Source organism: Dolichospermum circinale AWQC131C (assembly GCF_000426905.1).
Classification (GTDB): domain Bacteria; phylum Cyanobacteriota; class Cyanobacteriia; order Cyanobacteriales; family Nostocaceae; genus Dolichospermum; species Dolichospermum circinale.
Genome location: NZ_KE384589.1, coordinates 14545 through 40935, shown reverse-complemented (window position 1 = coordinate 40935; position 26391 = coordinate 14545). Strand labels below are relative to the sequence as shown.

The window sequence follows — 26391 nt, the reverse complement described above, 5'->3', positions numbered from 1 at the left end:
GTTGAATATTTAATTTTGATAAATCTGTTCTAATTGTTTGACGGCTTTTTCAATGTTGAAATTACTGTCTTTCATGATTTTTAAAGCCTCAGTTTGATTAATCCCTGGGACTTTATTTTTCCAAGTTAAAATTGCTTCTGCCCAAGTATCCGCTGATTCACTTAAAGAAAGTCGCTGCACTAGGGGTTTGATTACATCACCTTCCTGGGGAACAACATCGGAAATTACGGCAGGTAATCCCGCGCACTGTGCTTCTAACCGTACATTTCCTAATCCTTCAAAAAGGGATGGGAACAGGAATACATCCATAGCACCTCGCATTAATCGGGCAACATCAGCACGAACACCTGTAAAGATAACATGATCCGTTAAGCCTAATTCGGAAGCTTTTTGTTCTATTTGCGATCTCAGTGAACCCTCTCCTACTAACAAAAGACGCATTTTCGGTTCTCTTTTGACTACTGCTGCGGCAATATCAAGGATAAAGGTATGGTTTTTTACTTCAACAAATCTACCTATGTGACCAATTACAAAAGTATCCGTAGGGATACCAAGTTCAGCCCGGAGAGCGGCTGCATCAATTTTATCTGCATAAGGGGTGATATCCAGACCATAATTAATAGCTTGCCAACGGGGGTTAGATTTGTCACTCGAACCAAATAAGGCTGCTACCGCTTGGTTGTTGATTCCTAAACCCATAGTTGCATAGCGGTTAATCCAAGATTTCATCCAGGTATAATATAAGCGGCGATAAAGTCCCCCTTTCGTGGCTATAGCTAATGTGTCTGTGTGACAGTGAGCAATGCGACATGGTATACCTGCTTGAGCGGCTAGACGCAAAATATTACCACTGAAGAGATGTACGTGACTATGAATAATATCATAGGGTTCATGTTCACGCAAAATCTGGCGAAATTTGGGAACGTAAATCCAGGGTCGAGAGGGATAGGGACAGGTAATAATTTGACTGTTGAGAGCGCGTGCTTCTTGGTCATAAGCACCGGGTTCTGTGCTATGGACTAAAAAATCCATTTGGAAGCGATCGCGGTCTATATGCTGTAAAATTTGCATCAGCCAAGTTTCAATTCCCCCCCGATTCATACCCCCTAAAACATGAAGAATGCGTCGAGTTTTTTGAGTAATTTCTCTATTTGTGTGTTTGATATCTTTGGATGCGATGTACGGCATGAAATATGACTCCTAATGTAAAAATTGTGCGGACTATTTCGGCTATCATCAGTGCTATTGCTGCCCCTTTGAGTCCATTTTTAGGAATAAACCAGAAGGAAGCGATCGCGGATGTACTGGTGACTACAATGAATAAGGGAATTTGCGTACGAAAATATCTAGCAGCGGTCATTCCTTCACCGAGAAAGGAGGAAACATACCCAATTCCCGCTGTCACCATTAACCAAATCAGAAGCTCAGTATATTTGGCGTATTCTGGTTGGTAAACAATAGTTAAGATTTGCCCACCAGCAACCCAAGCGACTAAAATACCGGATAACCCCAACAGACAAGCAATAGCAACAAGTTGGAGGAGAAGTTTTTGGTACGCGCTAACGTTCCCCCCCGCGTAGTATTTTGCCAGTCTAGGACGGGCTGCGCTACCTAATGCACTGACTACCATGTTTCCTGCCACTATCAGGTACGCAAGGGCAGCAAATACACCGAGTTCTTTTTTGCCTAAAGAATGTTCGAGAAAATAACGAGGAATATTAGCATTCAGGGAAATCAACATCATTACCAAACCCAAAGGCAAGGATAACCAAATTAACTTCCTGATAGTTCCTAATTGCCACCGAGGTTTTGCTGTCCTTCCCTCCAGAGAATCAGGAATTTCACCTTCTGATGTAAATTTATTAATCAACCACCGATAACTAGGGATATCCCAGATCAATAAAATACAAGCCCAAGCTATGACTAACCCCAAGACACCCCAAATAATACTACCTGATATATAAGTACCTATACTTAACATCAGTAAAGATAAAGGACCTTTCATCATTACAGATATGGCCATGCGATCCATTTTTTCATGTTTCTGAAGCAGTCCATAAAAAACATCGCTAATTGATTCTAATCCTTTAGCAAAACCAATCAAAATTATGACTATTGCTGTCTCATCTTTATATCCTGTCGCTAAGGTAATCCATAAGATTATTGGTAATGCTAACCCTGTGGTGATCAATCTTAAACCTAAATAATCATTGAAAAGATAATGATTTTTAGCATCTGTTGTTTGAATATCTCGTAATTGGAGATTACTAAACATCATGACTGGGGCTGTTACTGCTAATCCTAAAGTAAATGTCCCTACCATTTCTGGATTACCAAGTTTAGCTAAAACTACTAACATTCCCCATTGGCAACCTGAATAAATTAGATTACCAATGAAAGTCCAAGAAAAATTACGACGTAGGGTTATGTTTTTATTTTTTGGCATTGGCTTTCGTCATAATCTTAATTCTTTTTCTTTCTGCCATGCCAAATACAAAAACTATTTGATAACCATCCACACAAGCTATCCATTTACCATTATCAAGTTGATGTGGATCAATATTGTGCATACCAATTTTATTCCAACCTGCACCACTTCCTTTAATCACTGGATTATGGATGATCTCTTTTTCTTCATAGTTAGTAGTTGTCAAATTGGTAATTTCATAAGCCCTAACTTGATTACCATAAAAACCCACCACATCCTGTGTATATCGGAAAATCTTGCCATCAGATACTATTACCCTTCCTCCCGGTCTGGATATATGAAAATTTCCTTCTATTAAAGGACTTTGAGGATGCTTGACCCAATTTCCCATTAATTCATCAGCATAGTAAAGATGCAGTATATTACCCTGGGGAGATGTCGTAAACATCCACCATTGATCATGGAAATTGAAAATTGAAGAATCTACATAATCGCTGCCTTCTAGTAAAGTTTTAACCAATGTCCATTTAGTAGGAAATTCAACTGCTTTATATAGCCTAATTGCATTGGCTTTATAGCTTTCTGGAATCATATAGTATTCATTTTGGAACTTGAATACATAAGGATAAGATAAATGAAAATCTTCCCTAATTATGATTTGTTCATAACGCCAATTCAAGCCATCTTTGCTAGTTGCAAGTCCTATCTCTCCTTTAAAATTCAAACTATTTAGTACCTCGAAAAACATATACCAAATCCCATTTTCACAAACCATAAATGGATCAGCAACTAAGTCTGCTGGTATATCTGTAACATCTTTGGCCGTCAAAACCGGATTTTTGATATTTTCTGGAGAACTTAATTGAAAAGGTGATTCCCCTGTATAAATTCCTATTGACCAATCACATTTTCTTCTCACAAAAGTTCTCACTGTTTTTTTGAGGGAAGATAAATAGTTTGATTTGGGAAAATCTTTGATCTGAACTCTATTACTTAATTGCATGATTTTCATTGAGGTTGATTTAAACTATGAAGACTGTTTATGCACCTGTTGGCTCGATATTTGCTAAAATATTTACCGGCCTATGGGAGGTCTGATTTGCATATTTAGCTGCATCTAATAAACTGCTTTCTTCGGGGAATTTCGGTTTGTAACCTGCTACCAATTGCGACAGCAATAAAATAATAGAATTGGTATCATTTCTGGCAGCTACTCCTAGCAATTTTTCTACAGTAATATTCAAAGAATTAGGAATAATCCGACTTGCATTTTTCACAACTAATAGTTTTTCGTGTTCAGTATTTTCATACTCTTCCCCCTCAATAAACAATTCCTCAAATAGCTTTTCTCCTGGTCTTAAACCTGTAAATACTATGTCAATATCTTTGTTAACTTCATATCCCGAAAGATGAATTAATGCTTTCGCTAAATCTACAATTTTCACCGGTTCACCCATATTTAACATTAAAACTTCACCACTACGACCCAGAATAGATGCTTGCAAAACTAGTTGAACTGCTTCCGGTATGGTCATGAAATATCGGCAAATATCAGGATGAGTAACTGTAATTGGTCCCCCTGCTAAAATCTGTTTTTGAAACGTAGGAACTACACTACCACGACTTCCTAAAACGTTGCCAAAACGCACAGCTACATAGGATTTACCACTTTCTTTTGCAGCTTGTAAAACTAACATTTCTGCTACTCTTTTACTAGCACCCATGACATTAGTAGGATTAACTGCTTTATCTGTGGAAATCATCACAAAATGTTCAACATTATATTGCAATGCTACTTGTAGTAAATTTCTCGTTCCCATTACATTATTAGTAATTGCTTCTGCGGGATTTAATTCCATCAGAGGAACGTGTTTATGAGCCGCAGCATGAAAAATTACATCCGGTTTAAATCTCTCAAAAGCGTGTTCCAATCTCGACTGTACTCTAATATCAGCAATGAAAGTATAAATCTGTGGTATATTAACATCCGGTGCTGATTTATGATTATTTTTCAATATTTGAATCAGTTTTTCGAGTTCTTGTTGGATATTAAAAACAGAATTTTCTCCATGGCCAATTAGGATAATTTTAGCTGGATGACAACGTAAAATTTGTCGGCATAGTTCACTACCAATTGATCCTCCTGAACCTGTGATTAATACTGTTTTGTTCTTGATAAATTGGGCTACTCTTTCTAGTTCTGTCTGAATGGGTTCACGTCTGAGTAAATCCTCAATTTTGATGTCTCTAACACTATCTACTCTTACGCGACCATTCAGGATTTCATATATTCCTGGCAAGGTACTAGGTTGCACTCCATTGTTTTGACAAATATCTACAATTTCTCTAATAGTTTGTCCAGGAACTGTAGGCATTGCAATGATAACTTTATGGATTTTTAGTGTTTTGATAACTTCAGAAATTTTCTGGCGATTTCCTAATACAGGAATTCCCCTTAAATGTATATTCTGTTTTTTGATATCGTCATCAATAAATCCTACGGGATAAGCTCCAAATTGGGGATTTCTTTGCATATCTTCTACAAGGGAAACCCCCGCACTACCAGCACCAATTATCAGCACTCTTTCTCTATTTTTAGATATTTTTTGTCTGTGGCTTATCCTTTCTACAACTCGAACACTAAACCGCAGTAAAATCACAAATATACAAGATAGTATTCCCTCCAAAATTGGCAGTGATTGCGGAAGTTCACCTAATAGCATCTCCAATAAATTAAATAGAGTCGTTTGGATGACTACCACACCCATCATCAATGTGATTATATAAATCCCTTCTTCGATGCTTGCGTACTTCCAATAGCGTCTATAAAAACCAAACCCCCAAAAGATAATTAGTTTGACTACTAAAAACAAAATTGTCGCAATTCCCAACTGGAAAATATCTTCTTGCAAGTTCAGATTACCATCTAAACGCAATCCTAATGCTAACAATGGTGTCATTGCAAAAACCGTGATATCACAAATAAACCAATGTCTATTCCTGATTTTACTTAATTGATTTGATAATTTTCTAATTGTTCTCTGAATGGTGACATGAGAAACAGAAAATAGGATATTCATATCAGTATCTCCAGGAAAATCTACAGAATTTTTTCACTGGATAAACACCTGAAATTCTGATTAATAACCTCAAAAAACTGTTGACGCAAATAACCCTATTCAATTATCAATCATAGGGATTACCTGCCCACTTCTAAATTGGTTATCAATACAAACAAATCTTAATGGTAAAATGGTGAAAATTTAATAATCAATGAATCTACTCAATATCTTCATCATTTTTTGGGAGTTTATCCCAAATCACATAGCATCAATGGCTGATTAATGAAAATATATTCTTGGGGTTTGTGTCTTCTGCCTCTGGGGTGATAATTTACCAAAATAAATTTTCACTAGTCATGTTTGAGTGCTATATAATTTATGCTTACTAACCAAATATGAACATAATCTATCGGTTATTATTTTTTGCTTTGAACTATAAACTTTTTATCAAGTTTTCACTCATTAAGTCACGCCAGGTTGACATAATTCCTGATTAAATCAAAATAATAGCAAAATAATAGCAGCAGACATAGTAGTTACACCATATCTGCTGCTTAATTGGACGGGAAACTTTGATTGTCAACTATAAGTTTAATCGGCGTTTAATCACCCTAGACTTTTACCTGTAAAGACTTCAGTAATTCAGTATTTACACCTGATTCACGAGTTAGAGAAATTTTACCCGTACGGGCAATTTCCCTCAGTCCAAATTTTTGTAGCACTTGAACTATTGCTACCATTTTACCAGGATCACCCACAACTTCTAAAGTCAAAGAATCTTCAGCCACATCAACAATTCGCGCCCGGAAAATCTGAGATAATTCAATTATTTCTGAACGATTACTGCTATTAGCATTTACCTTGAGAAGCATCAATTCTCTTTCTACGCAAGGTATTTCTGTAATATCTTGCACTTTGAGAACATTAACTAACTTATACAGTTGCTTGGTAAGTTGTTCGATGATGCGATCATCACCAGGTACAACCATTGTAATCCGCGATACTCCTCCTTGCTCCGCAGGACCGACAGCAAGGCTTTCAATATTAAAACCCCGACGTGCAAATAAACTAGCAATGCGGGATAGAACTCCCGCTTCATCTTCAACTATAACTGACAGCGTATGTTTCATCGGCAACTAAAAAAGCATGGCATGAACGCAGACCGGCACTCATGAGTGCGAAGCGAATTTCTACCACGCTGAATTGTCGGTCTTAATTGTTATTTTATCAGAAAACGCCGTAATACCCCATCTCTCTACAGAGTGGGGATGTAAGGCGGGTAAAAATTAAACACCTTCCAAGCGATATTAAGCGCAGCTTAATCGTGAGAGAGGGTAGTTTCATTTTTACCAATCTTAGAGGTTGGTGGATTTCCTAAAGAATGTTAGACTCAAAATAGGTCGGGATTGGGAATAAAAGATGATTGTTTTTGAATTTAAAGCCAAAGGCACAAAGCAGCAATATCAAAAAATTGATGAAGCTATACGGATAACCCACTGCTCAGACTTGGTAACAAGTTTGAGTAAGGTTGCTCATTGAAACAAGAATCCCCGTCCCTCTATAGGGCGGGGAGCGTCAAACTTAATAGTTCCAATCATTCAGTTCTTCTGGAAAAGTTATCCAGAAATCTAACTACTAGTGGATTTTGTCCAAAATTTTCTTGGTTAGATATATCTACTTTTAAGGACTTATATTATAATCAGAGGTGAATTATGATAGGAGATCAGTATTTATGGGTTGGTTACAAAGACTTTTTGGTTTAGAACAATCGGAAAGCACTCAAGTTAATCCCACAACTGATGTTAATAGACAAACAACTCCCCCAGAACGAATAGGATTAAACGGAGAATATGACCAAAGTGGTTTAGCAAAGCGCGTAGCATTAGCATTTGATCAAGATCCTGACCTTGATGATATTGACACTCTCTGGGTTGCTCAAACGGGTAGCACTGTGGTATTAAAAGGTAAAGTTCCCAGTCAGGATATTCTCACTAAAATGGTTTCTATCGCTCATGGTGTTGACGGAAGTACGGATATTGATACTACAGAAGTCAATATTGAATAACTTACCACCGTTACTCAAGAACTTAATCATCTCCTTACCTATTGCCAGTTACCCATTCTACCTATCCAATCTAAAATTTCTTCGTTAACCTGTTCTGGTGATTCATCATGGGGACAATGGCCCACATTTTCCAGATATACTAGTTCTAGTTTCTCATTGTAGCGCAGAAATTGATCCGCTAGTTTTGGGGGAACAAATCGATCTTTTTTCCCCCAAATTAACAACATGGGAATTGTTAAGTTTGGTAAAATTTTCTTGACACTCGGACTAAAATTAGCCCCTGTTGTTGCCTTAAATAAGGCTCTAAAAGCACGGGCAGATCCTCTGTCCTGGGGAGGTCCTGCTAAAATGTCTATCAGTTCATCACTAATTGCTTCAGGATGAGCATAGGCTAAACCCGCCCAACGCCGCAGCACGCTAGGACGACGCACAAAATAGAATATCGGTTTTAATATTAATCTGGAGGTAAATATACTTTTAATACCCCTAACCACGGGTTTGAAAGCAGTCGGGATCATTTCTTGTTCTAGGCTGGGATCTGGTAAACTGATCATCACAATACCCTTTACCATGTCGGCATGGGTAGCCGCTGCCACTAAAGAAATCAGTGAACCTATGGAATTACCCACTAAAACAACTGGTTGACCGATAAAGGTTTTCCAAAAGTCGTAAACTTGTTCTACCCATAATTCTACATTGTAATTAGTTGCAGCTTTTTCAGATGCGCCAAATCCAATCATGTCTAGAGCATAAACTGTATTGTGTTTACCTAATACCTCTAAATTATGCCGCCAATGACCAATGGAAGCACCAAAGCCATGTAGTAAAATCAATGGTGTTTGTCCTGGATGATCTTTGACAGGACGAATATAAGTATAACGAGTTTGCCAACCCCGCCATACCCAGTCTCTTTGATTACCAACCCGTTGCTGCCAATGTATTGCAGTCGTCACTTTTCCCTCTTTTGTGATTAAGCAATTATTAACCTTGTTTCTTGTTCCCTAATATGTTAAATTATATTTGATTATCTCCACTGTATACCTAATTTTGTTATCCTAGAAGCATCCTCATAGATATCTTAGGTTTCTAAGTATTAATGAGGATAAATTGCAACCATAGTTATTGGTGTTAAATATCATGTAATTTACATTAATTAATTTAGTGAAATTATAGCGTTTCCTAATCTTAATAATGTACATCCTGGCCTCCCTGACTGGCGGGGAGGGCGTTGGGAGTGGCGTTATTGTAATTGACTCAACCAAGAACCGCTATAAACAACAAAACTAAATAGTCGAATACTTGATCAAACTTCCCTAAAGTTCAACATTTAAAGAAAGTTTGAACCGGTTTTTGTCAAGTTTTGTATAGCAATAGCATAACAAATATGTTGAGACTGCCAACTAGTGTATGAATTAGCTACACTGGAGATGGATATTCATTTTTCAATTCTGAGTTACTCTTGTATTTTGCCTTAATCGGCATATTCAACCAAGCTAACTAAATCAAGACCAACCCAAATTCTTAACTAAAGAGCTGCCACTAATCATAATGCCTGTGATTGAGAAAAAAAGAACTCGTGATCTGCCCCAAATTAACGAACGCATTCGCTTCCCGAAAATTCGGGTAATTGACACTGATGGCGCACAGTTGGGAATTATAACTCCCCAAGAAGCCATACAATTAGCCGAAGAGAAGGAATTGGACTTGGTGCTAATCAGTGATAAAGCTGACCCGCCGGTATGTCGAATTATGGACTATGGGAAATATAAGTTTGAGCAAGAAAAGAAGGCGCGGGAAGCCCGGAAGAAGCAGCATACGGCTGATGTGAAAGAAGTAAAAATGCGCTACAAAATAGAAGAACACGACTATAATGTGCGCGTCAAGCAAGCCGAACGCTTCCTCAAAGATGGCGATAAAGTTAAGGCTACTGTAATGTTCCGAGGTCGGGAAATTCAACACAGTGACTTGGCAGAAACCTTGCTTAAGCGTATGGCTACAGATTTAGAGCCTTTTGGTGAACTACAGCAAGCACCAAAGAAAGAAGGACGAAATATGATGATGCTGATTTCACCCAAAAAATAATCTTGTCAACAAACTGCTTTACCAGGTGATGAATGTTGCATAAGTTCGGTAATAATAGTACCAAAGATTGACATCAGGGAGATTTTTTCCCGTTCCGTCAACTTTCATCACTGTTAGATTCTTGTAAATTTATCTCAAAATCATAGTCCTGACGATTGAGTGTCAAATATAATACTCATTTGTTCAGGACTTTTACTATTGACAAAATACTATTTACTTATTTTCACCTGACTAGCTGCTTTTGTGGCCTTTTCTCTCGCTTCCTGTATATCCCCACCTTTCGCTAAGGCCACTCCCATGCGACGATAAGGATGAGCAGTAGGTTTACCAAATAATTTAATATCTACATCTTTTTCTGCTAAAGCTTCAGCTACACCAGTAAAAGTAATAGAATCAGATTTTTCTGAAGCTAAAATTACCGCACTTGCAGAAAATCCTAACTGTTGAATATGGGGAATTGGTAAACCTAAAATCGCTCGCAGATGTAATTCAAATTCATTCAAATTCTGGGAAATTAATGTCACCATTCCTGTATCATGGGGTCTGGGAGAAAGTTCAGAAAAAATCACTTCGTCTTTAGTGATGAAAAATTCAACCCCAAAAATTCCCGCACCTCCCAAAGCATCAGTAACTTTTTTGGCGATTTCTTGAGATGCTAATATTTTAGCTTCAGAAATAGCTGCGGGTTGCCAAGATTCTTGATAATCTCCTCTTTCTTGACGGTGGCCAATGGGAGAACAGAAAATTGTGGGTGCGTCCCATTGTTTAATTGTTAATAAGGTAATCTCAATTTCAAAATTAATAAATTCTTCGACAATTACCTTTTGACTATCACCACGAGAATTAGAAATAGCATAATGCCAAGCTTTTTCTACTTCATTTCTATCATTAACTACAGATTGACCTTTTCCAGAGGAGGACATCACAGGTTTAACAACATTGGGAAAACCAATTTTTTCAGAAATAGTAATTAATTCTTCTAAGGTGACAGCATAACCATATTTAGCAGTTCTAATTCCTAGTTCTTTGTGGGCTAATTCCCTAATTCTGTCGCGGTTCATGGTGTAGTTAGTGGCTGCTGCTGTGGGAATCACTGTAATTCCCCTTTGTTCAAATTCCTGTAATTTTTCGGTTCTAATAGCTTCAATTTCAGGAATGATAAAATCAGGCTGATGTTTATTTACTACTGCTTCTAAATCATCAGCACTCAGCATAGAAATAACTTCTGCACAATCAGCTACTTGCATAGCAGGAGCATTAGCATATCTATCTACAGCAATCACATAATTACCTAAACGTTGAGCAGCGATTACAAATTCCTTTCCTAGTTCTCCTGAACCAAGCAACATTAATTTTTGAGGTAGTTTTAGTGCCTTAATCATCAATTTATGGGAATAGTTTTGAATCTGATTTGATTGATTATTTACAGATGGTGATCATATTGTCAAGCTGGAAATTAATAGATATGAATAAATATGATTTATCCCTAATCCCTTGCATTTATCTACGGTTAATGATTATATTATAGCATATAATACTCGTGTCTCCTCCTCCCTCCCCAACTCAAACCCCCACAAATCAGTTAAATTAGCGATATTAGGTTTATGCTGGAATTGAGTAACCAAAAAGGTTTATATGCCAAGAACACAGAAAAACGATAACTTTGTTGACAAATCCTTTACTGTTATGGCAGATATCATCCTCAAGATATTGCCAACCGACAAAAAAGCTAAAGAGGCATTTGTTTATTACCGAGATGGGATGTCCGCACAGGCAGAAGGCGAATATGCTGAAGCACTAGACTATTATACAGAAGCCTTGGAAGTGGAAGAAGACCCCAATGATCGCGGTTATATTCTCTATAATATGGGCTTGATTTATGCCAGTAACGGTGATCATAACAAGGCTTTAGAGTTTTATCATCAGGCTATTGAGTTAAATCCACGATTACCCCAAGCTTTAAATAATATCGCCGTCATTTATCATTTTCAAGGTGAAAGAGCTAAGGAAAGCGGGGATCATGACGGTGGTGAGGCATTGTTTGATCAAGCAGCGGATTATTGGATTCGAGCAATTCGCATGGCTCCCAATAATTACATTGAAGCTCAAAACTGGCTAAAAACTACCGGGCGATCGCAAATTGACGTATTCTTTTAAGTTAGCCATGAGTCGGTTGTTAATTTTATGACAACTGACAACTGACAACTGACCACTAACAACTGACCACTAACAACTGATAAATTATGATTGATAGTCAACTAGTTCGTAAAGTTGCTAATCTCGCTCGTTTAGAATTGACAGCAGATGAAGAAACACAATTTACCACTCAATTAGGTAATATTCTGGATTATATTGAACAACTAAATCAACTGGATGTTACTAATGTCGCACCAACAACCAGAGCTATTGATGTTAGCAATGTCACCAGAGATGACATTCTCCACCCTTATCCTGAAAGAGAAGCAATCCTCAACAGCGCACCTCAACAGGAAGGTGATTTTTTCCGAGTTCCTAAAATTCTTAATGCTGATTAGATAGGGACTAACTGGATTTTGGATTTTTTAGGTTGGTTTTAGGTTGAAGATCTAATATCTAAAATTTCAGAAACCTGCAACATCAATATAATCAATATAAAAGAGTAGAGACGATCCGAGGAACGTCTCTACATCCCCGTAGGGACAGGGGATTAGGGGATTAGGTTTTTGGGTATGAAACTAGTATAGCAGATGATCTTTTATTTGCCAAGTATTTTGACAACTTTTTTGTATACTGATATTAAAACTCTCAGTTACTACTTGGTTAGTATTCCTCTTGATTTACTAAAATCCATATTCCGCAGTTCATTACTTCATTTTCTCAGATGAAAATATTTACGTAATCTCATTTTTTATTGTTTTTAAACAAACATATTTTATAATATATTTTCAGTTTTAATACGTAATTTTTTAACCTTTGTTAAGAATAATTATTAAAAGGACTTATACTTCATCATGAAGTGTGGAATGTAGGTAATCATTCTGATGAAACAGCAAAACATATCTTTAAATAAATCAATGCTTGCTATATAGATGATGTACAAAAATTATAGAAAGGTGGGTTAGACTAAAGCTATAACACACCCTACTTAATCTAGATTAAGAACATAACTAAGGATATAAACCCCTATCAGTTAAAGCTTGCGCGACCCTACCTACACCCAAAGTATAAGCAGCTAACCGCAGATTTACCCCCCTTACCTTTGACTCATGAATCACCTTACGGTAAGCTTGAACCATTAAATGTTCCATTTCTTTGTTAACTCGTTCTTCGTCCCAGAACAAGTAAGAAAGACCTTGTACCCATTCTAAATAACTTACCACCACACCCCCAGCATTGGCTAAAATATCTGGTAAAACGGTAACACCACGACCTTCTAAAGCTCGGTTAGCTTCTAAAGTTACAGGACCATTAGCAGCTTCCGCGATAAATTGCGCTTTAATTTGATTAACATTCTCTTGAGTAATTTGGTTTTCTAATGCAGCGGGAATTAGTACATCACAGGATAAAGTTAGCAAATCTGCATTACTAATAGGTTTACCTTGGGGAAATCCTACTACACTGCGGCGGTTTTCAGCAGCATAGGCTTTAAGAACGGGAATATCAAGACCAGCTTCAGAAAATATACCCCCAGCACCACTGGAAACAGCGATAATTTTCGCCCCTGCTTTATGTAGCAATTCTGCCGCAGCACCGCCGACATTACCGAAGCCTTGAATCGCTACCCGCGCTCCAGTCAAGGATTTACCATGATCTGCCAGGGATTCACGGATGATAATCATTACACCCCGTCCGGTAGCCATTTCTCGTCCTAATGAACCACCGATAGATAGAGGTTTACCTGTAACTACTCCTGGAACAGAATGACCGACATTAACAGAGTAGGTATCCATCATCCACGCCATTTCCCGCGCTGATGTTCCCATGTCTGGAGCAAGTATATCTACTGATGGTCCAATGTCCTTAATTAATTCACTGATATAACGGCGGCTAATTCGTTCTAATTCCCCCACAGTGAACTTTTTAGGGTCTATGGGAATTCCCCCTTTCGCACCACCGTAGGGAATACCTAACAATGCACATTTCCAAGTCATGAGCATGGCCAGGGCGGAAACTTCCCGTAATGTCACCGCTTCATGGTAGCGAATACCACCTTTATATGGTCCTAAAATATCCGAATGTTGTACCCGGTGTCCTGTCAAAACCCGCACATCTCCATGATCCATTTTCACAGGTATAGAAACTGTAACAACCTTGCGGGGATAGCTAAGTATTTCTACGACACTTTGATCTAATTTTAATTCTTTAGCAGCCCATTGTAAATAGCTACAAGCTTGATCATAGGGGCAAATATGCGCCGGAGAATCACCTTCCATAAGTGGGAGAGAGGTTGTTACCATAATATTTAGTCCTGAGTATAGTATCTTTGTCAACTGGATTCATAAGGTTAGCTTACCTTGTTTTTTGAGAAATATATGAATTTTGTAGTTTTTGTTACAATTATATTTTTATTTGTATGATAGAGAACGGTTACTATACTGGGGAACAGGAAACAGAGATAAATGTGATGTTGTTGGGTTTCGTCAACCCAACCTACGTTAAATGAATAAGTACCTGAGCAAAATTAATTGTACATTTGGGAAAACAAGAGAAATCTCTATATCTCTTGTCTGTCCCCTGTCAATTGTCAACTATCAAATGAATATTTCTGGTGTAAAACTCCCATGTAAACCGTAGGGAATATGATGTTTTAGACGTAGTTTTGTAATTCTACCTTTTTCCAAATTCTGAGCATCTAAAATCACTATCTCTGAACGATGATTTTCTGCATTGTAAACTACAACTATAATCCAACCATCATCTTCTTGTTGAGAATGTGCGCGAGGAACAAAAATTGGTTCTCCTACAAATCCTCGCGGTGCTGTACTCCAAAGTTGTTTTTTTCCTGATTCTAAATCTACCTTAAAAATGGCTTGTAATGGTGCATTCAATGTTGATTTATGAGCCGCAGCACTGTATAAATAACGGTATGGTTTACCTACGTGATGCGGGTGAATGGTGGGAAATTCAGTGGTACGAGTGTCTATTAACTGATTTTCGACTTGATTCTCTAATAAATTTAGATGAAATCTCCATAGTTGGGGAGGTGAATTTTTCTCAAAATCAGTTTTTCGATAATCGCTATTCGGTTCAACTTTCATTAATGATTCATAACAAATAGAATCAACGATAATTTCATTTTCTAGTTCAAAAGCATTAACATGATGGAAAATGAAACCCGCTTTAGTCTCTAAAATTTTGACTTTTTCAATGGGTGTATTTGTGGTGCGAGGAATAATGATGATTTTTGTAGGTTGATTTTTTTCAACTTTAATACATTCGGCTGCACCACATATTCCTAAAGCAAAAGGTATGGGGTTAAAGTTAACGGGATTTTGGAAAAAGATACAGTAATTTTCTGTAATTACAAAATCATGAATGAAACAAAAACCAGGAACTTGATGATTTTTTTTGCTGGTAACTTCTCCCTTTGTATTCAATTCAAAGATGGTAATTGTAGTTGATAATCCCGGTTTTATGGCAAAGTTAACTAATATCCCATTGGGATCAATTCGTGGGTGGGCGCTAAAGGCTTCTCCCTTGGACAAGACACCGTTAAAATATTCATTTCCTAAAGTTTCTAAGGTGTGAGGATTGAGTAAATAGGGTTCGGCTGCTTCCCATAATGCTAGGAGTTTTTTACCCCAATAAATAACATTCGTATTGGCAATATTTTTGAGGTTAAAATCGAAAATATTAGCTAACCAACCACCCGGTTTTTGTGTACCAAAAACCCCCCGATAAAGAATTTTTTTTGCTTTTTGTTCTGCTAAATAACCTGCTGTTTGTACAAATCGGTTACGAAAATGAGCGCGACCATTGATAAATGTAATGCGGCTGATCATACCGTCACCGTCAAAAGGGTGGTGTAATCTTTCTCCATTTATATCTAATAAACCTGCTCCATTTCTAAATAATGTTCCCGCTAATTCTGGGGGTATTTCTCCTTCGATATCATCAATCCAATAGTCATATTCTTCAGGAAGGGATTCATATCCACCTTGCCAATCTTTGATGGTATAGGATTTTTCTAGAACTTGGTTATCTTGTTGGTTATCTTGGGTTTCTAATGTTTGCATTTTTTTGGTTGACTATCCTGAAAGACTATAAAAACTATATTGATGAACTATCATCAATTTCCATTGTACCATCTGGTAGCCAATTAATAAAAAATATGGGAATTAAAGAACTAAAGTTAGTAATGATGATTAGTAACCATAATAAATCAAATTGATTTTCTGTGATTCCTAACCATTTCATCATCATAGACCCTAACCAATAGGAAACTGTTCCTCCTAAATTAAATATAGACATTATTAAGGCAAAAAATGTGGCTTCTATACCGGGAGGACAAAGCTTTGTTGCCAATACTAGGACGGGCATAAATACAATTTGTCCAATCACTGTAATAACTAAATTATCACCTAAACTAAACCAATGATCATTTATTCCTAAAAGTCTGTTGGTATGAGTTACTAATAATAAAGTTGTCATTCCTAAAGCAGTGGATATAAGAATACCCCAAGTAAAGATAATTTTAAAGGAGATAGTTTTAAAGTAACGCTGAAAAGCCCACACTCCGACTAAAGAAGCAAAACTTGTGACTAATCTCACTCGTCCTAAAAATTCTGGTTGAAATTGTAGTTCGTTGGTTGTAAAATAGAAAAATGCTGATTCGGCATTTGGTGTAGCGTGCCAAACAAATATAAATACTGTTGGTAGTAAAACTGCTTTTTTTGTGATTGCTTGACGTATTTGTACTAATTGATATTTAATATGATCATAATTGTTTTTTTGATCATCTTTGTTCATGGGTTTTTCTGTAATTAACCAAGCGACAAATGAGGTGATTATAGGAAATAATGCCGTGATTAAAAATACTGTACGAGTGGTAAAGTATTCTAAAAGTAGGCCGCTAAAGTAAGCTGTACATAAGCTACCAATGGCCGAAATAGCCCAGCAAAGAGATTGTAAAGAACCTAATTTTTCTGCTGATTCTGATCTGGCTCTTTCCACTACTATGGAATCAACTATCACATCACTAAGAGCAACGGAAAAAGAAGAAAGGAGAATCATCATTGTTGCAGTTGAGCCACTATTAACTATTGTTCCTAAACTCAACCAAGCCCCACTTCCTATAATTCCTGATAAGAATATATAAGTTTTTCTATGGTAGCCAAATAATGGTAAAATATCAGAAACAAAACCATATAATGGTTTAATCATCCAAGGTATGGTACTGATACCGATAATTGCGGACATTTGTACGGGACTTAATAACAATTCATCTTTGAGAAAAAAGCTAACAGCTAACCGGGATAACATTAATATCCCTTGGACAAAATATATAGTCAGAATTGCAATTAACTCAGGACTAAGTTTATTTCCTAAAAGAATTTGCTCGATTAGTGAATCTTTAAGTTTTGGTAATTTGGTAGATTCATTTAACATTGAAATCAATATTTTTAAATTTTCATTTACTTCTATATCATATCCAGATTTTTAAAATATTGTCTAAATTGACCTGAATCACATTCCACAAATCTCCGATAATATCTCCAAGGTTATAAAGTATACCAAGAACCATGTTTCCGCCCCTATTTTACCTCTTCATTGTCACAAAACCCCACCTCTAGCTTTTTCCCGGCCAGTGAGCAGGGGAAATAGATTTCCAAGAAATCTTTTCCCCTGATTGAAAACGCCCTGTTAAAAAAATGAGTGAGGAGTGGCAGCTTTTATGATTTTGGCTGTAAACCTAATTCGCAAAGTGTTTTTGCTTCGTCAAGAGAGTAATTTTGCTCTAATTCTATCTGTGGTTGTGTACACCAACCCTGCCTAAACCACTCATAGGAACGCTGTTTACTCCAAAAAGTTAAGTTTTGATCACTTTGTCTTTTATATGGACCTTCTGTGTGGGCGCTACATCCTTTGTCTTTCCAGCTTTTACCCTCTAGCCATCTTGTATCACTGTCACCTAAATCAACTAAGTAACGTCCATTAGATTTAAGTAACGTCCATTAGATTGGGAAACTGATTTGGCTACATATTTCTGACCAGTTAAATTTTTAACACAGTTGGCAAGATTAGTTTTTTGACACTGTGCTAATGCTGCATCAGGTGAAATGTTCAATTTAGTGTATTCTTTGACGCATTGAATAACTGTTGCTTCCTGGGCTTGAATGGTTGTTTAACTCAGCAAAAGAGCAATAAATAATCCTATGGCTGTGATAGTCATGAATGATTTATGAAATTTATTCATGGTGGTTTTCAAAGGTAGTAATTCGGACGACTTACCACAAATTAAAGGTAATAACCGAAAATTTACTATATTTCAATATCTTTGCCAATTTACGTATAAGTCTCAAGACTAATAAAATCATGACGATATCAGGAAAATTTTACCCAAGGTGTTGATATTTGTAAAGTAATATTACAAACTTTGGAAAAATATTGAGAAATTGCTCACCTGGCAAACATAGCTTTAAGGTAGTAGCTATAGAAGAGAATTAAGGCCAATTTATAAAATGAACAAAAATAATCTTCAAAACTATCGGTTTGCTTGTACCTTGACCTTTGGTGATATATATGGCCAAATTATTGTTTGGTTAATTACCATTACTATTAGTTTAGCATCTGCGTTAGCATTAATGGGCGCGAAACGACCTGTTTACGCTTTGGCTACGGTGGGTCTTGTGGTTCTCCTGTCTCTGCCTTTTTTACTTTTTGCCTTTGTGACAACTCTATTAAATAATATTGAATTGAATGCTGTAGAGCCGGAAACAAAGACTGAATCAACATAAACCAATGATTTGTTACCCTGTCTCTAGCAGGGCTTACGCAAGTGGCATAATAGATGAAATCCTAGTCAGGAATTTAGTTCTATCTTTAGACCTGAATACAAACAAAAGATGATAACTTTTTGTGACAATTGCGTAAGTCCTAATCCAGGACGGGGAATTTTTTGATCATCTTTTATCATCTATCATCGGTGATTGACAATGCTAGAACATGATGTAATTATTGTTGGTGGTGGTTTGGCTGGATGTCGGGCTGCGCTGGAAATCGCCCGCATTGACCCTAATTTAAAGGTAGCGGTAGTTGCTAAGACTCACCCCATTCGCTCTCATTCTGTGGCTGCTCAGGGCGGTATGGCTGCATCTTTGAAAAATGTTGATGATCAAGATTCTTGGGAAGCACACGCTTTTGATACTGTGAAGGGTTCTGATTATTTAGCAGATCAAGATGCAGTCGCAATTTTAACCCAAGAAGCTCCAGATGTGGTGATTGATTTAGAACATCTAGGGGTGTTGTTCTCTCGTTTACCTGATGGTCGTATTGCTCAACGGGCTTTTGGTGGCCATTCTCATAACCGTACTTGTTACGCTGCTGATAAAACCGGTCACGCGATTCTACATGAATTGGTAAATAATTTACGCCGTTATGGTGTCCAAATTTATGAAGAATGGTATGTAATGCGTCTGATTTTAGAGGACGGCCAGGCTAAGGGTGTGGTCATGTTTCATCTTGTGGATGGAGATGTTCAGGTACTACGAGCAAAGGCTGTGATGTTCGCTACAGGTGGCTATGGTCGCGTTTATAATACGACTTCTAATGATTATGCCTCCACTGGTGACGGTTTGGCAATGACCGCGATCGCTGGTTTACCTCTACAAGATATGGAATTTGTCCAATTTCATCCCACTGGTTTATACCCGGTGGGGGTGTTGATTTCCGAGGCTGTACGGGGTGAAGGAGCTTATTTAATTAACGCTCAAGGTGATCGGTTTATGGCTAATTACGCCCCCAGTCGCATGGAATTAGCCCCTCGTGATATTACCTCACGGGCGATCGCTTATGAAATCCGTGCTGGTCGTGGTGTAAATACTGATGGTAGTCCCGGTGGTGCTTTTGTTTACCTGGATTTACGCCATCTCGGTCGGGAAAAAATTATGAGTCGTGTTCCTTTTTGTTGGGAAGAAGCCCATCGTTTGGTCGGTGTGGACGCTGTAACTCAACCTATGCCGGTACGTCCGACGATTCACTATTGTATGGGTGGTATTCCTGTTAATACTGATGGTCAAGTCCGTAATAGTGCTGATGGTTTTGTTGAGGGTTTTTTTGCCGCAGGTGAGACAGCTTGTGTCTCTGTTCACGGTGCTAATCGTCTCGGTAGTAACTCTTTATTGGAATGTGTAGTTTATGGCAAGAGAACCGGAGCAGCGATCGCTAATTATGTCCAAAATCGTCAATTACCATCAGTAGATGAAGTACGGTACATCAGGGAATCCCAGCAACAAATTCAAGCTTTAATAGCACAACCTGGACAATATCGAATTAATCAAATTCGTCAATCTTTTCAAGATAATATGACTGAATATTGCGGCGTTTTTCGCACCGCAGAATTAATGGGTCAGGGTTTGGAAAAAATAGCCGAATTACAACAGCAATATTCACAAATATACTTAGATGACAAGGGAAAAAGCTGGAATACAGAATTAGTTGAAGCCTTGGAACTACACAGTTTAATGGTGGTAGGACAAACCATTTTAGCGTCGGCCTTAAATCGTCAAGAAAGTCGTGGCGCTCATTTCCGAGAAGACTTTTCTCAAAGAGATGATATCAACTTTCTTAAACATACAATGGCCTATTACTCATCAACAGGTATTGATATTCAATATCGTCCAGTCACAATCACCATGTTCGCACCAAAAGAGCGAAAATATTAATTAAAGTTATCATTCATCTGTTTAGTACGGTAGTTGGTAATTGATGATTTACTGGTGCGAAAACATATCTTGCTTAATTTTTACATATTAATGCTAACACCCAATAATTATGGGTGTAGCATATTATAATATTTATAAGCGTAAAAAAAGCTGTTTTTGCAATAGTTAAATATCTTAGGAACTCCTAAAATGATAAAACTAACTAATTTACACCCAGCAACTAACTTTTGCAGTATATCTTTAGCTTATAACATCTCAAGCAAATTTTGTAGCCACCGAAATATGTTTATCTAAAACGCCGGTTACGTCTAATAGCAACTGCTTTACGTTTACGCTTTTCTAAAGGTGTTTCAAAGTGTCGCCGAGATTTTACATCAGCTAATATACCAGCTTGAGCAACTTGGCGTTTAAAACGACGCAAAGCCGAATCTATGCTTTCATTTTGTCCTAAAAGCACCTGAGTCATTCTTATCCTGCCCTTAATTGATTAATGATTTTCATTTTGAAAATTTTCATTCTCAACAAGCATTTTATCAAAAACTTGATTAGAAATAAACTCTTCACAAATTACTTAGGTTTGGGTCGAAAATTCGGCAATTCTACGGACGCTAAAGATTTCCGTCCCTTGGGTGGTCGTTGGGGATAAATCAATGGTGAAGGTGATTTATTTTCAGATGTATCGGATGTATTATGATCCAAAGATTCATCATCTGCAACATCTAACCAATAATCTTCCATTTCCACCTCTGTAGAAGTTATTGGTAACTCCGGTGCTGGTGATAATAGTAAATTATTCCTGGCATCATTTTCATTAGTAGCCAATGGATTAATTTCTAACTCCACATCCTGCTTAATTGTTATTTCTGTTTGTTCATTATCCTCCAGATTCAAGAGCAAATTTTTCCAAATAAATGTATCATCTTCATCAGGATGATGAATATTTACCTCTCCTGCTGCTGCTGGTGAAATTACTTCAGGTAATGGACTAGCAAAAAGCTGATGGGTGATATCATCCTGTGGCGGACTTTCCGGTAATATTTGAGAAGTAGATACAGTTTCTATGTTATCTGTGATGGGCTGGGAGATGAATGGTTCTTGCTCATGGCCATAGTCATCAGCAATATTTGCAGTTGGTGGAATCCAGGTATCTATAGAATCATCTTCAGAATCTGTAACTCCAGACCAAGGTTGAATAGGTTGAGCGTTGGGGAACAAAGATCGAGCTTTTCTAGAGAATCTAGTTTGTTTGTGAATAACATTGTATGGATGATGAATATGATCCTCTACATAATTTCCAGGACTAGGAATTGGTGTATCTAGACATTTTTCCAAGGCCGATTTAAATTGTAAAGTCTGTCGTTGTTGACGCATGAGTCTAGTTTGCAACTCACGACAAGTATTTTCCCATTGTAATAGCTGCTGGGACTCTTGACTATAATTACTTTGTAGTAAAGAACATTCTCGTTCCAAACGCGCTAAACGTTGTTGGCTAATTTCCAAATGGGATTTATAACCCTCTATATAGAGTTCTTGACGTTGAACCGTTTGTACATATACCTCTAACTGTTGATATAGAGACTGAATTTGCTCACCGGCAGCGGAAAGCTCTTGAGATTGTTGTTTAAACATAGACTCAGTAACACTAGAGCGTGTTTTCTGCCATTGCAAAACCTTTTCCGCTTCAGCTAATTCCGTTTTTAACTGCTCTACTTGAGCGTATAAATCATTATTGGCCGTGCGTAATTCTGTATTTAAATTTAGTAGTTGCTGAAATTCTAAATTGACCTGTGCGTGTTGATCAATGTCAAGTTCTACAATCAAGTCTTGTTGGTTGCTGTCTTCCAATTTTTCCATAACTACGGTTTCGTGTTTATCATCTGTACTTGGCCGATAGCGTCGCGTTCTCGAAGGCTAATGGGAGGTCAATTTGTTATACTCACTATGATTATAACCCACAAGTACCTAAGCGATCTTATTTATTGACACAAACAAAATAGTCAATAGATATTAAATCTACAAATTACGATTGTGAATTAGTTCCACTTTGAAAGAGCAAAGCTTGTCCCGAAAATTCCCAATCTAAAATCTAAAATCTAAAATCTAAAATTTTTTGGTCAGTTGTCAATCGTCTAAGGTAGCCAATGGGGATGAAAGCCGACGAGGGGTAATTGTTCTGGTTTAATGTCAATGTTAGTATTATCCGGGATGGGTAGCAAGGGCATCAACCAAAGACTACTACTAGCAATCGGTTCACCATCCTCAGTTTTTAAGGTATTTGCGGGTAATGGTGTGGTATTATTGCTGATGGGAATTACTTGGTCAAATAATAAGCCTAAACCGTCAGGTGCTAAACTCGTTTGCACATTGCGTTGAGCAGCAGGTAACAGTAGTAGTGGTTTTTGCATTCCTGTTTTCAAATCAATGGCCAGTAAGTAAGGCTGTTCCAGATATTGTTCCTGGGAAATAAGTTGTGTCAGTAAGCAGTAAAGAGTGGGGGACGCAGGATCAAACTGACAACTCAGAATAGAACCTTTAGTCTTTAATAATTGCTTTTGTACACCTTGATTCGTAACCAAAAACAAATCCCGCGTATAATCGGTATTGAATTTAACCATTGCCGCCTGGGAGCCGTCTTTAGAAAAGACCTGTACTAAGCCAAATTGGGGAAGAAAATCTAGGGGTTTGTTGCTATTACCGTCTAAAGAAACAATTGCTGTTCCCTGACCTTGGGAAACTGCTACGGCTTTGCTGTCTGGTGTAATCAAAAAATCGCCGCCCGGTTGCCCTTGTAAACGTTTTGGAGTGGGTTTTTCTGAATAAATATCATTGCTAGTAGGTAAATACCAGAGAGCGAAATCACCAGGTTTATCCCGTTTACCTCTTTGAATAACAATAGTTTCTCCATCTGCTGAAAGGTCAAATTTTAGATTTTGATATTCTTTGTTATCCAAAATTAAGTCAACTTTCCCTGCTGCTTTTTTCCTAGTACCAACCTGACTAGAAATACCCGTAGTAACAGTATAAATTTGGGCTGAAAGTAGGTCGGGATTTTGAGAAGAACGAGCAGAAAATACAATTTTTTCACCATTAGGGAACGGCTCAAAATCCATAACAATTAAGTCTTTAGGGGTAAGAACCTTTTTTTGTTCTTTGGTTAAATTATAAAGTACCAACTGTCCTGGAAATTCTTGATTAGTTCCAATATAAAGGATAACGCGATCGCGGGTGGTAAAACTACCATTAAAAGGCTGCATAACCCGGTTTTTTCCTTCTGCTTGGGAATATTTGTCTCTACCTTTTTCTAATTTAACTTGGTAAGTTGTGCCATAGGGGGCTGGTGTGAGCAGTGTATACACCATTCTTCTTCCTGCCCAACTAATTTTACCAGCCAAAGGTGGATCTATTTTCAGATTTTCCTCCACACTTTTGATATCCATAGGCCGACTAAAATTCAGAGAAAATGAAATATCATCCGCTCCAATTTGTTGTTTTTCCCAGGTAAAATTGCGGACAATAGGTTTGACAACATCACCTTTCCAGATGATTAACCCTATCAGCATACTTAATAGTAGCATCAGGGCGATCGCAATTCCATCTAATGGTTGAATAAATTTATAAGATCTGCTCATCTAACAATTTTGGATTTTAGATTTTGGATTTTAGATTTTGGATTTTGGATTTTAGATTTTGGATTTTGGATTTTAGATTTTGGATTTTAGATTTTGGATTTTAGGACGACTATATGATTGTGGATTTAAGAAGCACAAGCAAAAGTTACAATCATCATCTACTCCTGATTAATAACTGTAAGGATTTTGAGGTTGGGGAATTTTTTTCAGAGAATTGGCCGCAATAGTTAATTGACGTTTCTCCCCAATAGTTTGAGTCGTCATTTGTCCTTCCACTTCTAACCATGTATCAGGTGGGTATTGTTGACGAGACGAACTTGGTAACTGTACTGGTAATCCTACTGGATAAGCATCTGCGGCACAACAAGTGAGGATAAATCGGGCTAAAAATATATATTCTTGACTAACATTAGGTTGGTGAATCACAAATCCCTGCACCTTTACCTTTTGTCCCGTATATGCGTCCGGTTCAGGATATACATTTAGTGTTCTTACCCAGTCTACCAGCGATCGCTCCTCTGGACGAACCTGAGCGCGAAAAGCTTGGGGTTGAACACGAGTCGCACCAATTAATTCTGTCACACCTCGGTCTAAAGCCGTTTGACTAGCAAAAGCACGGGGTGTAATGATTAACCCTAGAATTGCGGCTGTTAATAGCAGGAAACTACCCCAACCAGGAGGAAATACATTAATATGCAGTGCATTAGCCTTATCAGCTTGGTGACGGTGTTTCCACAGTTGTAAACCTTTAAAAAAACCAACAATTAACAAACCTATACCACCGACAATAGCTAACCAAAAGTAATCAGGGTGAATTAACAAATACAGTTTACCTGTTAGCCAGTATTTCAACATTAAAATACCCCAAGCTGCAATAGCGACCACATCTAACCAGGGTATGAATTTATTTGAGGCTTTGAATTGAAAAATTGGCATTTTGTCAGTAATAGGTGAAGTGATAATACTTAATTACTTACGCACAAATTACGGAATAATCAACCACATATCGAAACCAGGGAAAGCCGCACCAACGCCTAGTAACCCTAGCGAAAGAAGCAGAAGACACCAAAGAAAAAGCCTTTCTGTAGTTGGCGTAAGTCCCATCATCTCAAATGACGTGCAAATTCATGAATAAAGTGAACAAAAGCGTCAATTGTCCAGCCAGGAAAAAAAGATAGATCAGAGCTTTCGGCTTAAAAATGGATAACATTAAACCAACACCCTTAATATCAATCATCGGTCCGAACACCAAAAACGCCAATAACGACCCACTGGTAAAAGTAGAAGCAAAAGACAAAGCAAAGAAAGAATCAACCGTAGAACATATTGATACAACTGCCGCTAATACTAGCATGGCTAAAATGGAGCTAACAGGACCTGCTCCCAGACTGAGAATGAGTTCACGGGGGGCTAAAACTTGGATAGCAGCAGCTATGGCACTACCTAATACCATAACTCCACCTAATTCCCGCAATTCTTGGACAATATTATCTAATACAGACTGGAGTTTCTCTGGTAAAGGTTTACTAAAGTTAGGAATTGCAGCCACTTCACTGTAATAATCATCTATGCGTTTTGGTTTTCCCGTTGTTCCACCCAGAATATAAGTTCCCGATTGCAATAAACTAGGCCTACTGGTTTGCAGTTGTAATTGGGATTGTCTTCCCCCCCGTGTCGTTTTTGCTTGAGTAGGGGGGTTAAATTTAAGGTAACGAGCCATACTTGGTTGCAAAAAGGGAATTAAGTCTGATTGAAAACTGAAAATAAAACCAATAATAGTAGCAATGGCCAGAGAAAATACCACTCTTAACACTACTATTTCTGGTTGATCACGGAATGCAGTCCAAGTTGACCAAATCACAATTGGGTTAATCGTCGGTGCGGCTAATAAAAAGCCCATTGCCACTGGTGTAGGTACTCCCTGCATCAACAGTCTCCTGGCCACAGGTACATTACCGCACTCACAAACTGGAAACAAAAGACCCATTGTGCTGCCGAATAAAGCCCCCAGTAGGGGATTTTTGGGCATTTTTTCAACCAATTTACTCTCATCAATAAAAAACAGTAGTACACTGGAGAAAAATACACCCAGCAGTAAAAAGGGCATGGCCTCAACTAGTAGACTGAGAAATAATGTAAAACCATTGTTCAGTTGATTCGTCATGCGTTGCAGTCAACAGCGGTTGGTGAGTTTTAAGGTTTTGTTTTGTCATATTACCCGATGGGGTAGCATCTGCCCAGGGTAGTCACCCCCCAGACGGAG

At 37.7% G+C, this 26391-nt stretch carries 21 protein-coding genes; 6 read left to right on the top strand and 15 right to left on the bottom strand.

Annotated elements, in window-relative coordinates:
* Window positions 1-9: 9 nt before the first annotated feature.
* The 5 genes from ACIR131C_RS0102685 to ilvN all read right to left on the bottom strand — a co-directional run bounded on the left by ACIR131C_RS0102685 (window position 10) and on the right by ilvN (window position 6620).
* Window positions 10-1188, bottom strand: coding sequence for a glycosyltransferase family 1 protein (locus tag ACIR131C_RS0102685; RefSeq protein ID WP_155962981.1), 1179 nt, complete (start codon window positions 1186-1188; stop codon window positions 10-12).
* A complete protein-coding gene (locus ACIR131C_RS0102680) occupies window positions 1148-2446 on the bottom strand; it encodes a lipopolysaccharide biosynthesis protein (RefSeq protein WP_028088963.1) in 1299 nt (432 codons plus the stop codon). Before ACIR131C_RS0102680 ends, ACIR131C_RS0102685 begins: the two co-directional genes overlap by 41 nt.
* Window positions 2433-3440 carry a glucosamine inositolphosphorylceramide transferase family protein gene (locus ACIR131C_RS21725; protein ID WP_196811713.1) on the bottom strand — a complete coding sequence of 336 codons (1008 nt, stop codon included), beginning with the start codon at window positions 3438-3440 and terminating at the stop codon, window positions 2433-2435. The genes ACIR131C_RS0102680 and ACIR131C_RS21725 overlap by 14 nt, the downstream gene beginning before the upstream one ends.
* A 28-nt stretch (window positions 3441-3468) precedes the next feature.
* Window positions 3469-5508: a polysaccharide biosynthesis protein gene (locus ACIR131C_RS0102670; RefSeq protein ID WP_028088962.1), complete on the bottom strand. Its 2040-nt coding sequence runs from the start codon at window positions 5506-5508 to the stop codon at window positions 3469-3471.
* A gap of 593 nt (window positions 5509-6101) precedes the next feature.
* Window positions 6102-6620, bottom strand: coding sequence for an acetolactate synthase small subunit (gene ilvN / locus ACIR131C_RS0102665; RefSeq protein ID WP_028084672.1), 519 nt, complete (start codon window positions 6618-6620; stop codon window positions 6102-6104).
* A gap of 602 nt (window positions 6621-7222) precedes the next feature.
* Here ilvN and ACIR131C_RS0102660 point away from each other — a divergent pair.
* Window positions 7223-7555: a hypothetical protein gene (locus ACIR131C_RS0102660; protein WP_028084673.1), complete on the top strand. Its 333-nt coding sequence runs from the start codon at window positions 7223-7225 to the stop codon at window positions 7553-7555.
* 38 nt (window positions 7556-7593) lie between these two features.
* Here ACIR131C_RS0102660 and ACIR131C_RS0102655 read toward each other — a convergent pair whose 3' ends face one another.
* Window positions 7594-8508, bottom strand: coding sequence for an alpha/beta fold hydrolase (locus ACIR131C_RS0102655; RefSeq protein WP_028084674.1), 915 nt, complete (start codon window positions 8506-8508; stop codon window positions 7594-7596).
* Window positions 8509-9103: 595 nt separating this feature from the next.
* Here ACIR131C_RS0102655 and infC point away from each other — a divergent pair.
* Window positions 9104-9637 (top strand): translation initiation factor IF-3, encoded by a 534-nt coding sequence (gene infC, locus ACIR131C_RS0102650; protein WP_015083285.1) that lies wholly within the window; start codon window positions 9104-9106, stop codon window positions 9635-9637.
* 209 nt (window positions 9638-9846) lie between these two features.
* Here the strand turns inward: infC and purT are convergent, their stop codons facing one another.
* Window positions 9847-11019 carry a formate-dependent phosphoribosylglycinamide formyltransferase gene (gene purT / locus ACIR131C_RS0102645; RefSeq protein ID WP_028088961.1) on the bottom strand — a complete coding sequence of 391 codons (1173 nt, stop codon included), beginning with the start codon at window positions 11017-11019 and terminating at the stop codon, window positions 9847-9849.
* 253 nt (window positions 11020-11272) lie between these two features.
* On the opposite strand from purT, the gene ACIR131C_RS0102640 reads away from it, so the two are divergent.
* Together ACIR131C_RS0102640 and gatC are read left to right on the top strand one after the other, a co-directional pair.
* Window positions 11273-11794, top strand: coding sequence for a photosystem I assembly protein Ycf3 (locus ACIR131C_RS0102640; RefSeq protein WP_028088960.1), 522 nt, complete (start codon window positions 11273-11275; stop codon window positions 11792-11794).
* A gap of 86 nt (window positions 11795-11880) precedes the next feature.
* Complete coding sequence (gene gatC / locus ACIR131C_RS0102635; protein WP_028088959.1) at window positions 11881-12171, top strand: Asp-tRNA(Asn)/Glu-tRNA(Gln) amidotransferase subunit GatC; 291 nt, start codon at window positions 11881-11883, stop codon at window positions 12169-12171.
* Between the two features lie 612 nt (window positions 12172-12783).
* Here gatC and ACIR131C_RS0102630 read toward each other — a convergent pair.
* The 3 genes from ACIR131C_RS0102630 to ACIR131C_RS0102620 all read right to left on the bottom strand — a co-directional run bounded on the left by ACIR131C_RS0102630 (window position 12784) and on the right by ACIR131C_RS0102620 (window position 17224).
* Window positions 12784-14073, bottom strand: coding sequence for a Glu/Leu/Phe/Val family dehydrogenase (locus tag ACIR131C_RS0102630; protein ID WP_028088958.1), 1290 nt, complete (start codon window positions 14071-14073; stop codon window positions 12784-12786).
* Between the two features lie 294 nt (window positions 14074-14367).
* Entirely contained in the window at window positions 14368-15852 is a 1485-nt protein-coding gene (locus ACIR131C_RS0102625) for a carotenoid oxygenase family protein (protein WP_028088957.1), read from the bottom strand.
* A gap of 34 nt (window positions 15853-15886) precedes the next feature.
* Window positions 15887-17224, bottom strand: a complete 1338-nt coding sequence (locus ACIR131C_RS0102620) for a folate/biopterin family MFS transporter (RefSeq protein ID WP_028088956.1) — start codon at window positions 17222-17224, stop codon at window positions 15887-15889.
* A 1073-nt stretch (window positions 17225-18297) separates the two neighbouring features.
* Here ACIR131C_RS0102620 and ACIR131C_RS21720 point away from each other — a divergent pair.
* Window positions 18298-18573, top strand: coding sequence for a hypothetical protein (locus ACIR131C_RS21720; protein ID WP_051289692.1), 276 nt, complete (start codon window positions 18298-18300; stop codon window positions 18571-18573).
* Between the two features lie 198 nt (window positions 18574-18771).
* Window positions 18772-20499 carry a succinate dehydrogenase/fumarate reductase flavoprotein subunit gene (locus ACIR131C_RS0102610; protein ID WP_028088955.1) on the top strand — a complete coding sequence of 576 codons (1728 nt, stop codon included), beginning with the start codon at window positions 18772-18774 and terminating at the stop codon, window positions 20497-20499.
* A 286-nt stretch (window positions 20500-20785) separates the two neighbouring features.
* Here the strand turns inward: ACIR131C_RS0102610 and rpsU are convergent, their stop codons facing one another.
* The 5 genes from rpsU to ACIR131C_RS0102585 form a co-directional block, all read right to left on the bottom strand.
* Entirely contained in the window at window positions 20786-20965 is a 180-nt protein-coding gene (gene rpsU, locus ACIR131C_RS0102605) for a 30S ribosomal protein S21 (protein ID WP_028084685.1), read from the bottom strand.
* A gap of 101 nt (window positions 20966-21066) precedes the next feature.
* Window positions 21067-22353: a hypothetical protein gene (locus tag ACIR131C_RS21715; protein ID WP_051347476.1), complete on the bottom strand. Its 1287-nt coding sequence runs from the start codon at window positions 22351-22353 to the stop codon at window positions 21067-21069.
* A 275-nt stretch (window positions 22354-22628) separates the two neighbouring features.
* Window positions 22629-24128, bottom strand: a complete 1500-nt coding sequence (locus tag ACIR131C_RS0102595) for an Ig-like domain-containing domain (RefSeq protein ID WP_028088954.1) — start codon at window positions 24126-24128, stop codon at window positions 22629-22631.
* Between the two features lie 168 nt (window positions 24129-24296).
* Window positions 24297-25064, bottom strand: coding sequence for a TIGR03943 family putative permease subunit (locus tag ACIR131C_RS0102590; RefSeq protein WP_035371408.1), 768 nt, complete (start codon window positions 25062-25064; stop codon window positions 24297-24299).
* 172 nt (window positions 25065-25236) lie between these two features.
* Window positions 25237-26292, bottom strand: a complete 1056-nt coding sequence (locus ACIR131C_RS0102585) for a permease (RefSeq protein WP_028088952.1) — start codon at window positions 26290-26292, stop codon at window positions 25237-25239.
* Window positions 26293-26391: the final 99 nt, after the last annotated feature.

Excerpts from the sequence above, each read along its gene's own strand:
- ACIR131C_RS0102685 (WP_155962981.1), bottom strand. The coding sequence starts at position 1,188 with ATGCCGTACATCGCATCCAAAGATATCAAACACACAAATAGAGAAATT.
- ACIR131C_RS0102680 (WP_028088963.1), bottom strand. The coding sequence starts at position 2,446 with ATGCCAAAAAATAAAAACATAACCCTACGTCGTAATTTTTCTTGGACT.
- ACIR131C_RS21725 (WP_196811713.1), bottom strand. The coding sequence starts at position 3,440 with ATGAAAATCATGCAATTAAGTAATAGAGTTCAGATCAAAGATTTTCCC.
- ACIR131C_RS0102670 (WP_028088962.1), bottom strand. The coding sequence starts at position 5,508 with ATGAATATCCTATTTTCTGTTTCTCATGTCACCATTCAGAGAACAATT.
- ilvN (WP_028084672.1), bottom strand. The coding sequence starts at position 6,620 with ATGAAACATACGCTGTCAGTTATAGTTGAAGATGAAGCGGGAGTTCTA.
- ACIR131C_RS0102660 (WP_028084673.1), top strand. The coding sequence starts at position 7,223 with ATGGGTTGGTTACAAAGACTTTTTGGTTTAGAACAATCGGAAAGCACT.
- infC (WP_015083285.1), top strand. The coding sequence starts at position 9,104 with ATGCCTGTGATTGAGAAAAAAAGAACTCGTGATCTGCCCCAAATTAAC.
- purT (WP_028088961.1), bottom strand. The coding sequence starts at position 11,019 with ATGATTAAGGCACTAAAACTACCTCAAAAATTAATGTTGCTTGGTTCA.
- ACIR131C_RS0102640 (WP_028088960.1), top strand. The coding sequence starts at position 11,273 with ATGCCAAGAACACAGAAAAACGATAACTTTGTTGACAAATCCTTTACT.
- gatC (WP_028088959.1), top strand. The coding sequence starts at position 11,881 with ATGATTGATAGTCAACTAGTTCGTAAAGTTGCTAATCTCGCTCGTTTA.
- ACIR131C_RS0102630 (WP_028088958.1), bottom strand. The coding sequence starts at position 14,073 with ATGGTAACAACCTCTCTCCCACTTATGGAAGGTGATTCTCCGGCGCAT.
- ACIR131C_RS0102625 (WP_028088957.1), bottom strand. The coding sequence starts at position 15,852 with ATGCAAACATTAGAAACCCAAGATAACCAACAAGATAACCAAGTTCTA.
- ACIR131C_RS0102620 (WP_028088956.1), bottom strand. The coding sequence starts at position 17,224 with ATGTTAAATGAATCTACCAAATTACCAAAACTTAAAGATTCACTAATC.
- ACIR131C_RS21720 (WP_051289692.1), top strand. The coding sequence starts at position 18,298 with ATGAACAAAAATAATCTTCAAAACTATCGGTTTGCTTGTACCTTGACC.
- ACIR131C_RS0102610 (WP_028088955.1), top strand. The coding sequence starts at position 18,772 with ATGCTAGAACATGATGTAATTATTGTTGGTGGTGGTTTGGCTGGATGT.
- rpsU (WP_028084685.1), bottom strand. The coding sequence starts at position 20,965 with ATGACTCAGGTGCTTTTAGGACAAAATGAAAGCATAGATTCGGCTTTG.
- ACIR131C_RS21715 (WP_051347476.1), bottom strand. The coding sequence starts at position 22,353 with ATGGAAAAATTGGAAGACAGCAACCAACAAGACTTGATTGTAGAACTT.
- ACIR131C_RS0102595 (WP_028088954.1), bottom strand. The coding sequence starts at position 24,128 with ATGAGCAGATCTTATAAATTTATTCAACCATTAGATGGAATTGCGATC.
- ACIR131C_RS0102590 (WP_035371408.1), bottom strand. The coding sequence starts at position 25,064 with ATGCCAATTTTTCAATTCAAAGCCTCAAATAAATTCATACCCTGGTTA.
- ACIR131C_RS0102585 (WP_028088952.1), bottom strand. The coding sequence starts at position 26,292 with ATGACGAATCAACTGAACAATGGTTTTACATTATTTCTCAGTCTACTA.